The sequence below is a fragment of the Burkholderia sp. WTPI3 genome (assembly GCF_021483755.1).
Classification (GTDB): domain Bacteria; phylum Pseudomonadota; class Gammaproteobacteria; order Burkholderiales; family Burkholderiaceae; genus Burkholderia.
In genome coordinates this window covers 32,787-41,716 of sequence record NZ_JAGIXF010000063.1, presented here as the reverse complement: position 1 = coordinate 41,716, position 8,930 = coordinate 32,787, and the positions used below count along the sequence as shown (strand labels likewise).

At 67.8% G+C, this 8,930-nt stretch carries 8 protein-coding genes; 6 read left to right on the top strand and 2 right to left on the bottom strand.

Annotated features, from left to right (window positions below; genetic code table 11):
• On the bottom strand, nucleotides 1-588 hold a 588-nt coding region (locus J7024_RS27120), incomplete at its 3' end, for an alpha/beta fold hydrolase (protein ID WP_234745619.1).
• 314 nt (nucleotides 589-902) lie between these two features.
• Here J7024_RS27120 and J7024_RS27115 point away from each other — a divergent pair.
• The 6 genes from J7024_RS27115 (at nucleotide 903) to pqqE (ending at nucleotide 6,391) form a co-directional block, all read left to right on the top strand.
• Complete coding sequence (locus J7024_RS27115) at nucleotides 903-2,909, top strand: sigma-54-dependent Fis family transcriptional regulator (protein WP_234745618.1); 2,007 nt, start codon at nucleotides 903-905, stop codon at nucleotides 2,907-2,909.
• A gap of 291 nt (nucleotides 2,910-3,200) precedes the next feature.
• A complete protein-coding gene (gene pqqA, locus J7024_RS27110) occupies nucleotides 3,201-3,275 on the top strand; it encodes a pyrroloquinoline quinone precursor peptide PqqA (RefSeq protein WP_006410019.1) in 75 nt (24 codons plus the stop codon).
• Nucleotides 3,276-3,339: 64 nt separating this feature from the next.
• On the top strand, nucleotides 3,340-4,263 hold the full coding sequence (gene pqqB / locus J7024_RS27105) for a pyrroloquinoline quinone biosynthesis protein PqqB (protein ID WP_124897722.1): 924 nt from the start codon (nucleotides 3,340-3,342) through the stop codon (nucleotides 4,261-4,263).
• A 4-nt stretch (nucleotides 4,264-4,267) separates the two neighbouring features.
• A complete protein-coding gene (pqqC, locus tag J7024_RS27100; protein WP_124897721.1) occupies nucleotides 4,268-4,987 on the top strand; it encodes a pyrroloquinoline-quinone synthase PqqC in 720 nt (239 codons plus the stop codon).
• Nucleotides 4,984-5,265, top strand: a complete 282-nt coding sequence (gene pqqD, locus J7024_RS27095) for a pyrroloquinoline quinone biosynthesis peptide chaperone PqqD (protein WP_096508948.1) — start codon at nucleotides 4,984-4,986, stop codon at nucleotides 5,263-5,265. Before pqqC ends, pqqD begins: the two co-directional genes overlap by 4 nt.
• Nucleotide 5,266: 1 nt before the next feature.
• The gene (pqqE, locus tag J7024_RS27090) at nucleotides 5,267-6,391 is read left to right on the top strand and encodes a pyrroloquinoline quinone biosynthesis protein PqqE (protein ID WP_124897720.1); all 1,125 of its coding nucleotides are present in this window, start codon (nucleotides 5,267-5,269) and stop codon (nucleotides 6,389-6,391) included.
• 210 nt (nucleotides 6,392-6,601) lie between these two features.
• Here pqqE and J7024_RS27085 read toward each other — a convergent pair whose 3' ends face one another.
• Nucleotides 6,602-8,914, bottom strand: coding sequence for an LPS-assembly protein LptD (locus tag J7024_RS27085; protein ID WP_409333481.1), 2,313 nt, complete (start codon nucleotides 8,912-8,914; stop codon nucleotides 6,602-6,604).
• Between the last annotated feature and the right edge of the window lie 16 nt (nucleotides 8,915-8,930).

Below are 8,930 nucleotides of genomic sequence, written 5' to 3'. Positions count from 1 at the left end.
GGGGGGCGGCCGGGCCGCACCGGCGCCCGGCTGCAGACGCCGCGCGCAGCAGGCGATCAGCCGGTCGGCACGCGCGGTGCCGGCGGCGGCCGTCAGGCGCAGCCATTCGCGCGGTGCCCGGGCGCGGGCGCCGACGAACAGTCCGCGCACTTCGCGCGACGACGTGAGAAACAAGCCGCGCAGCACGACGCCGGTGACGCGCGACGGATGCTGTCCCGCGTACGCGAGCGCGAGGGCCGCACCCCACGATCCGCCGACGACCCCCCAGCGTTCGATGCCCAGTTGCGCGCGCAACGTGTCGAGGTCGCCGATCAGCCGCATCGTGTTGTTGTGACGCAGGCCGCCGCGCGGCGTCGATGCGCCCGCGCCGCGCTGGTCGACCAGCACGACGCGCATCCGCGTCAGGTCGAACAGGCGCAGCATCGCGGGCCGGCAGCCGCTGCCGGGGCCGCCGTGCAGCACGACGACCGGCGCACCGTGCGGGTTGCCGGCTTCGGTCCAGGCGAGGGTGCACGCATCGCGCGACAGGCGGCGCCGCGGCCGGGCACGGGGGACGCAGGCGGAGCGGGGTTCGGACGGTCGGGTCATGTCGGCCGGAAATGGAGGGAAACACGAAGACACGGCGCAAAGTCGCCGCGGCCGATTCGGATGAAGCGAGAATCGCGCCCGCGACGATGATAGGGATTCGTCCGGGTGGCGATACACGCCCGTTCCGCGTTATCACGTTGGCCATGCACGCCGTGAGGTGCGAGACGGCGCTCGCCTTGCATTTTGCTTTCATTTCCGGTTGGGCGGCGCCGCGATGAAACGGGTTCGCGCGCAGTTCGCATCGTGGCCCGATGTTTGCTTGTATCAACAGCAAACAGTCCGGCAACTGACCGGAAGGATCCCAGGAGGAGACAATGCGCGATGACGTTCATCCGACGGCCAACGCACGGGCCGCGCATGCGCCCGGCTGGCCGGCGCCGACGATCCAGAAGTCCCATGAGCGGTCCGAGACGTTCGGGCTGCAGGCGTCGGCACGTCCCGACTACGACCTGCTGTCCGGCACCGCGCTGGCGCTCAAGCGCGAGCAGAATCGCGTGCTGTGCGTGCATGCGATGCCGGTGATGGAGACGCTGCACGAGCAGATCGTCAATACGCAGAGCATGATCGTGCTCACCGATGCGGAAGGGCTGATCCTGCATTCGATCGGCGACGACGACTTTCTGCGGCGCGCGGAACGCGTCGCGCTGCGCCCCGGGGCGAACTGGGCCGAGAGCCGGCAAGGCACCAACGCGATCGGCACGGCGCTGGCGGAGCTGTGTCCGATGGTCGTGCACGGCGACCAGCACTTCCTGGCCGCGAATCATTTCCTGACCTGCTCGAGCGTGCCGATTCTCGATCCGTACGGCGACGCCATCGGCGTGCTCGACGTGACCGGCGACCATCGCAGCTATCACCAGCACACGATGGCGCTCGCGAAGATGTCGGTGCAGATGATCGAGAATCACCTGTTTACGACGACCTTCCAGGAGACGCTGCAGGTATCGTTCCACGGACGCCCCGAATTCCTCGGGACCTTGATGGAGGGGATCGTCGCGTTCACCGCCGACGGCCGCTTCCTGTCGGCCAACCGCAGCGCGCAGTTCCAGCTCGGGATGCCGCTCGCCGCGCTGCGCGCGCATACCCTGGCGTCGCTGTTCGACGTGACGAGCGCGCAGTTGATCGACCGGATGCGCGCGAGCACCGAGCCGCACGTGGCGCTGAACCTCGGCAACGGCGCGGTGGTGTGCGCACGCGTCCAGTTCCGGCGCGCGCTGCGGGCCGAGGGCAGCCGCCCCGCGGAAGTGCACGACGGCGCCGCGCCGGCCGCACGGCCGCCCGCCGTGCAGAGTGCGGCGAGCCTGTCGCGGCTCAGCTATCTCGACACCGGCGATCCGCAGGTGGCGGCCGTGATCGCGAAGGTCCGCAAGGTGATCGGCAAGGATATCCCGGTGCTGATCACGGGCGAGACTGGGACCGGCAAGGAGCTGCTCGCGCAGGCGATCCACAACGACTCGCCGCGCCGCGACGGGCCGTTCGTCGCGGTCAACTGCGCGTCGATTCCGGAGACGCTGATCGAGTCCGAGCTGTTCGGCTACGAGGAGGGCGCGTTTACCGGCGCCCGCCGCAAGGGCGCGACCGGCAAGCTGCTGCAGGCCAACGGCGGCACGTTGTTTCTCGACGAAATCGGCGACATGCCGTATCCGCTGCAGGTGCGGCTGCTGCGCGTGCTGCAGGAACGCATCGTCAACCCGCTCGGCTCGACGAAGGCGATCGGCGTCGACATCGCGATCATCTGCGCGACGCACCGCGACCTGCGCGACATGATTGCGCAGAACCGCTTTCGCGAGGATCTGTACTACCGGCTCAACGGCCTCGTCGTGCGTCTGCCGCCGCTGCGCGACCGCACGGATCTCGCGGTCGTCGTGCAGAAGATGCTGCAACGGGAGACGCTGTCGGGTCCCGGCCGCCGGCCGTTGAGCGTCGCGCCCGACGTGATGGCGCTGTTCGAGCGTTGCGCGTGGCCGGGCAATTTCCGGCAGCTCGCGAACCTGTTGCGCACGGCCTCCGCGATGGTGGACGACGACTGCGAGATTCGTTGCGAGCATTTGCCGGACGATTTCTTCGACGACGTGCGGCGCGGCGGCGAGCCGGCGGCCCAGGGCGGCTGCGTGTCGACGCTTGCCATGGATGCGCCCGCGTTCGCGGCTGCAACCGGCGACGCGCGCCTGCAGGACGTGGCCGCGTCGGCGATCGCGGCCGCGCTCGCGCGCCATGGCGGCAATGTGTCGGCCGCGGCACGCGCGCTCGGCGTGTCGCGCAACACGATCTATCGCAAGATGCCGGCCGTCGGGCCGGATTCGCTGCAGCCGGACGAGCCGTGACGACTGTCGCGACTGTCACACCAGTGTGTCAGGTTGCAACACAGGGTGTTCAAGGATTCAACACCTGTCACGCCCGCCGCGCATCTCCGCAACCGTCTTCAGACGGATTTTGAAATGTTTTAGTCGGCAATTCGTAAGATTTTCCGCGTCATGACGATGCGGCGGCCATCGCACGCCTGCGCATGCGCTGGCAGGCCGCCAACCCCGCCCCGGCACGCTCCTTGCTGAACGAGTATCGGCCGCTCGATCGATGCGGTTTTTCGACTCGCCCACTCAACAAGGAGACACATCATGCAATGGACCACCCCCGCGTACACCGACCTGCGTTTCGGCTTTGAAATCACGATGTACATCGCCAACCGCTGATCGACCCGCGCAGTGCCGCCCGCATCGACGGACACGATGCGGGCGGCATCGGGAGCATACGCAGATGAAGATCAAGATACTCGGCTCGGGCGCCGGCGGCGGATTGCCGCAATGGAACTGCAATTGCGGCAACTGCCGCCGCGCACGCGCCGGCCACGACGGCATCGTGCCACGCACGCAATCGTCGATCGCCGTGAGCGGCGACGGCGTCGGCTGGGTGCTGGTGAACGCGTCGCCGGACATCCTCGCGCAGGTGCGCGCCGATCCCGATCTGCAGCCAGCCCGCGCGATTCGCGACAGCGCGATCGTGGCCGTCGTGCTGTGCGATGCGCAGATCGATCACGTGACGGGGCTGCTGATGCTGCGCGAACGCACGTCGGCGCTGCCGCTCTACGCGAGCGCGCCGGTGCTCGACGACCTGTCGACGGGATTGCCGCTCGTGCCGTTGCTCGGCCATTACTGCGGGGTGGACGTGCATACGATCGCGCCGGGCGAACCGTTCGCGATCCCGGGTGCAGGCGGCATCCGCTTCACCGCCGTGCCGGTCGACAGCAAGCCGCCGCCTTATTCGCCGCGTCGTGCGGCGGGCGTGCCCGGCGACAACATCGCCTTGCTGATCGAGGACACGACGAACGGCCGGCAGGCGTTCTACGCACCCGGGCTCGCCGATGTGGACGACGGCGTGCGCGCCGCGATGCGCGACGCCGATCTCGTGCTGGTCGACGGCACGTTCTGGACCGGCACCGAGATGATCGACCTCGGCCTGTCGTCGAAGCACGCGGCCGACATGGGGCATCTCGCGCAATGCGGCGACGCGGCGCGGCCCGGGATGATCGAGCGGCTTCGGCTGTTGCCGGCCGGCACGCGCAAGGTCCTCACGCATATCAACAACACGAATCCGATTCTCGATCCCGGTTCCGCGCAAAGTGCGCAGTTGCGCGAGCACGGCATCGAGGTCGCCCACGACGGCATGCAATTCGAGGTTTGACCACATGAACGCACCGATTTCCGCCGCCGCGTTGCACGCGACGCCCTGGAGTGCGCAGGAGTTCGAGGCGCAGCTGCGTGCGCTCGAAGCGCGCTATCACATTCATCATCCGTTCAACCGGCGCCTGAATGCCGGCGCGTGCTCGCCGGCGCAGATCCGCGGCTGGGTCGCGAACCGCTTCTACTACCAGGTCAGCATTCCGCTGAAGGACGCGGCGATCCTGTCCAATTGTCCGGACCGCGACACGCGCCGGCTGTGGGTCGAGCGCATTCTCGACCACGACGGCCATGGCGGCCAGGCAGGCGGGATCGAGGCCTGGGCGCGGCTCGGCGAGGCGGTCGGCATCGATCGCGCGGAACTGTGGTCGCTCGAGCACGTGCTGCCCGGCGTGCGGTTCGCCGTCGACGCGTACGTCAATTTCGCGCGGCGCGCGCCGTGGCAGGAGGCCGTGTGCTCGTCGCTGACCGAGATGTTCGCGCCGCAGATTCACCTCGACCGGCTCGCGGGCTGGCCGTCCCACTATCCGTGGATCGAAGCGGACGGGCTGCAGTATTTCCGCAGCCGCGTGCCGCTCGCGCAGCGCGACGTCGAGCACGGGCTGGCGGTGACGTTGAGCCATTTCACGACACCGGACGCGCAACGGCGCGCGCTCGACATCCTGTCGTTCAAGCTGGATGTGCTGTGGTCGATTCTCGATGCGATTGAAAAGGCGTATCCCGTATGAACTCCAACGACGCCGTCAGCGGCGTGCCGCTGCGCCCCTCGCTGAGGGGCATGTACCGCCTGCAATGGGAGTCCGCACAGGATGCCTACGTCCTCCTGTATCCGGAAGGCATGGTCAAACTCAACCCGAGCGCGGGCGAGATACTCGCGCGATGCGACGGCACGCGCGAGCTCGACGACATCATCGACGAACTCGAGCGGCTGTTCAGCACGTCCGACCTCGCGTCGGACGTCTATCGCTTCCTCGATCATGCGCGACTGCGCGGCTGGCTCGACTGACATGCACACGACATCCGATCCGAACCGGCCGTCCGCGCCGCTGTGGCTGCTCGCGGAACTTACGTACCGCTGTCCGCTGCACTGCGCGTTCTGCTACAACCCGGTCGATTTCGCGACGCACGGCGCCGAGCTCGATACCGACGCGTGGCGCACGGTGATCAGCGATGCACGCGCGCTCGGCGCCGCGCAGATCGGCTTTTCCGGCGGCGAGCCGTTGCAGCGCGACGACCTCGAAGTGCTGGTCCGGCACGCGCGGTCGCTGGGTTTCTACACCAACCTGATCACGTCGGGCGTCGGCCTGAATGCCGCGCGCATCGACCGGCTCAGAACGGCCGGACTCGACCATATCCAGTTGTCGCTTCAGGATTCGACGCGCGAGCTGAACGATTTCCTGACGAGCACGCGCACGTTCGAGCTCAAGCGCGGCGTCGCGCGGCTGATCAAGTCGCACGGCTATCCGATGGTGCTGAACTGCGTGCTGCATCGCTACAACCTGCCGCACGTCGGCCAGATCATCGAGATGGCGCTCGACCTCGGTGCGGATTTTCTCGAACTCGCCAATACGCAGTACTACGGATGGGCGATGCTCAATCGCGACCAGCTGATGCCGACCGTCGAGCAGTTGCGCGAAGCGGAAGAAACGGTCAACCGCTATCGCAAACTCGTCGGCGAGCGCTGCAAGATCCTGTTCGTCGTGCCCGACTATTTCGAGCAGCGTCCTAAGGCGTGCATGAACGGCTGGGGCTCGGTCTTCCTCGGCGTCGCACCGGACGGCACCGCGCTGCCGTGCCATGCCGCGCGTGCACTGCCCGGTCTCACGTTGCCGAATGTGCGCGACCGGTCGCTGAAGGACATCTGGTACGAGAGCGAGGCGTTCAACGCGTTTCGCGGCGACGGCTGGATGCGCGAACCGTGTCGCACGTGCGACGAGCGGCATGCCGATCACGGCGGGTGCCGGTGCCAGGCATACATGCTGGCGGGTGACCCGACGGAGGCCGATCCCGTGTGCGCGAAGTCCGCGCATCACGGTCGCGTCGAACAGGCGGTGCAATTCGCGCGACGGGCAGGGCGGCAGGACGAGCATCCGCTGGTTTTTCGGAGTATCGCCAATTCGACGATGCGTTGAGAATCGCGGATGCCGGCGCGCGGCGCGTCATTTTCGTGCCGCGTTCTCCTGCAACGCGACGAATGTCGCTTCATCCACGCGTCGCGCCGCACGATTCAGCGATGAACGGCGCGACCCGCCGCCGGGCGTCCTTTCACGCGTGTCACCCGTGCATGGACGAACGGCACGACGGCTGCGTTCGGGCCGCGCGGCTGCGTCGCCGAGTCGGGCTTACGGATAATCGGTGAACCGCGACGTCGGCGCCGGCAGCGCCGGCGTCGAATAGCCGGGCACGTTCGCGCGGAATTGCTGCAGCAGCCCGTTGTCGATGCGGCTCAGCCCGTCGAGCTGCAACTGCACCAGCACACGCGTGCCGGTGGTCGGCGACGTCGTTCCGTTGTAGTTGGTGTACCTCTGCAGCGCGACGCTGACGGCCCAGCAGTCGGCCGCATACTGAAATCCGAGCAGTCCGCCGACGAGCCGATGCGCGGCCAGATCGTAGTCGACCGACCCGACGCCCGACAACGCGTGCGTCAGCGGCCATTGCGCGGACAGCAGCACCTGGTTCTCCGGCTCGTCGTCGAGTGTCGCGTTCGCGCGTGCATACAGGTAGGCGAGATTGATTACCCTGCCGTTGGCCGGTTTCCAGTCGACACCGGCCGTCGCCTGCGTGAGTTCGTCGCTCGACTGGTTGTATTCGACTGCCTGCTGCAGCTCGACGGTCGGGCCGAGATGGAGCGCTGCGCCCGCGACCACGTCGGACGGGCCGACGTCCGGCGGCGTGTCGTCCGGCATCGTGACCTGCGACGCGCGGAAGTAGTATTCCTGCGCGAGGACGAAACGCGCGAGCTCGGTGCCGCTGCCCGCGTCGATGAAGCGCGTGGTGACGCCGGCCGTCAGCCGGTTCATGTCGCTCACGCGATCGCCGCCGACGAAGCGGTTGCTGGTGAAGATCTCCGCGAGGCCGAAGTCGATCGGCGCGGTGTCGAACGCGGGCGCGAACGTCTGGTTGCGGTACGGCGTATAGACGTAGTACAGCCGCGGTTCGAGCGTCTGGATCATGTCGATGCCGAACAGCCGGACCGCGCGCTCGAACGTGGCGCCCATGTCGAGGCTCGCGGTCGGCACGTTGACCGTGAAATTCTTCGGCTGCCCGGCGGGTGCGTCGCTGCCGATCGACGTCAGGTCGTACGACGCCGCGTGCCACTGCAGCATCGGCGTGATGTACCAGCCGGGCGCGACGATCGGGTAGGCCACGTGCGCATCGAACGTCATCCGGTTGCCTTCGGTCGAATCGGCGGTCGGGATCGTGAAGCGCGTGGCGTTCGCGTCGACGCCGAAATCGAATCCGCCGACGTTGTAGCGCGTGTATTTCGCGTCGAGTTCCGGTGCGCGGTTGTACGGCGGCGCGGTCGTGAACGACTGCCAGTTCTGCACGCGCGCGAGCACCGACCACGGACCGTGGTTCCACGTCACGCCCGCCTCCTGCTGGAACAGCGTCTGCGAGCCGACCACCAGCGAATTCGCGCTCGAGAAGTCCGACGGCACCGATGCGTCGGACACGCGGTTGTAGTTCGCATACGCGGCCAAGCCGTTGCCGAGGTTCTCGCGATGCTGGAACGCGATCGAATACCGGTTGGTGTGCGTCGTCGCATCGTCCGGCAGCACGCTGGCGGAGAACGAGCCGGAATAGGTCGGACTCAGATAGCGGAAGTCGGTCGTCAGCATCGCGCCGCGCTTGGTCATCAGCCGCGGCGTGACCGTCAGGTCGTAGTTCGGCGCGAGATTGAAGTAGACCGGGACGGCGATGTCGTAGCCGCTCGTCGAGCTGACCGCGAACGTGGGCGGGAGGATCCCGGTGTGCCGCTCGCCGTTCAGCGGAAACGACATCCACGGCGACGCGAACAGCGGCAGGCCGGCGAATACCAGCACGCCGTCGTGCGCGACGCCTTCGCCGTCGTCGTTGTCGAGGTCGAGTCGCGATGCATGCAGATACCACGCGGGCGAGGTCGTGCAGTGGCAGGTCGTATACGTGCCGTCGTAGACCACTTCGCGCGAGTCGTCGACCAGGTCGATGCGCGAACCCGAACCCATGCCGCCGGTGAGGCTGAAGCGGTAGTGCGGCGACGCCATCGTGCCTTCGACGCTGTCGATCCGCAGATGCGCGTCGGGGCCGGAGAATGCGTTGCCGTCGTGCACGATCAGCACGTGGCCGTACGCATCGGCGGTGTCGGTATCCTCGTCATAGTGGATCGCATCGGCTTTCACGACCGACGGGCCGCGGCGCAGTTCGGCGTTGCCGTGCAGCGACAGGTCCTCGTCGACGGTGCCGGTGGCCGTCGCGCCGATGCCGAACGTCGTCGCGGTCTGCCCGGGCGCGAGCGGATGCTCGACGAGCTGCGACGCGATGCGCAGGCCCCACGCGCCGCCGATCCGGTAAGGATCGGCGGCCGCGTTCAGCAATTGCGCATCGGCGTTGCGCGGCGCGCCGAGCGCGACCGACAGCGCGACGTCGACGAGCGCCGCGACCGCCCATGCGCGCAACCGCGCGACGCCCGGT

Coding starts and splice junctions, on each gene's coding strand:
- pqqC (WP_124897721.1), top strand. CDS start 4,268: ATGAACGCACCGATTTCCGCCGCCGCGTTGCACGCGACGCCCTGGAGT.
- pqqE (WP_124897720.1), top strand. CDS start 5,267: ATGCACACGACATCCGATCCGAACCGGCCGTCCGCGCCGCTGTGGCTG.
- J7024_RS27115 (WP_234745618.1), top strand. CDS start 903: ATGCGCGATGACGTTCATCCGACGGCCAACGCACGGGCCGCGCATGCG.
- pqqB (WP_124897722.1), top strand. CDS start 3,340: ATGAAGATCAAGATACTCGGCTCGGGCGCCGGCGGCGGATTGCCGCAA.
- pqqD (WP_096508948.1), top strand. CDS start 4,984: ATGAACTCCAACGACGCCGTCAGCGGCGTGCCGCTGCGCCCCTCGCTG.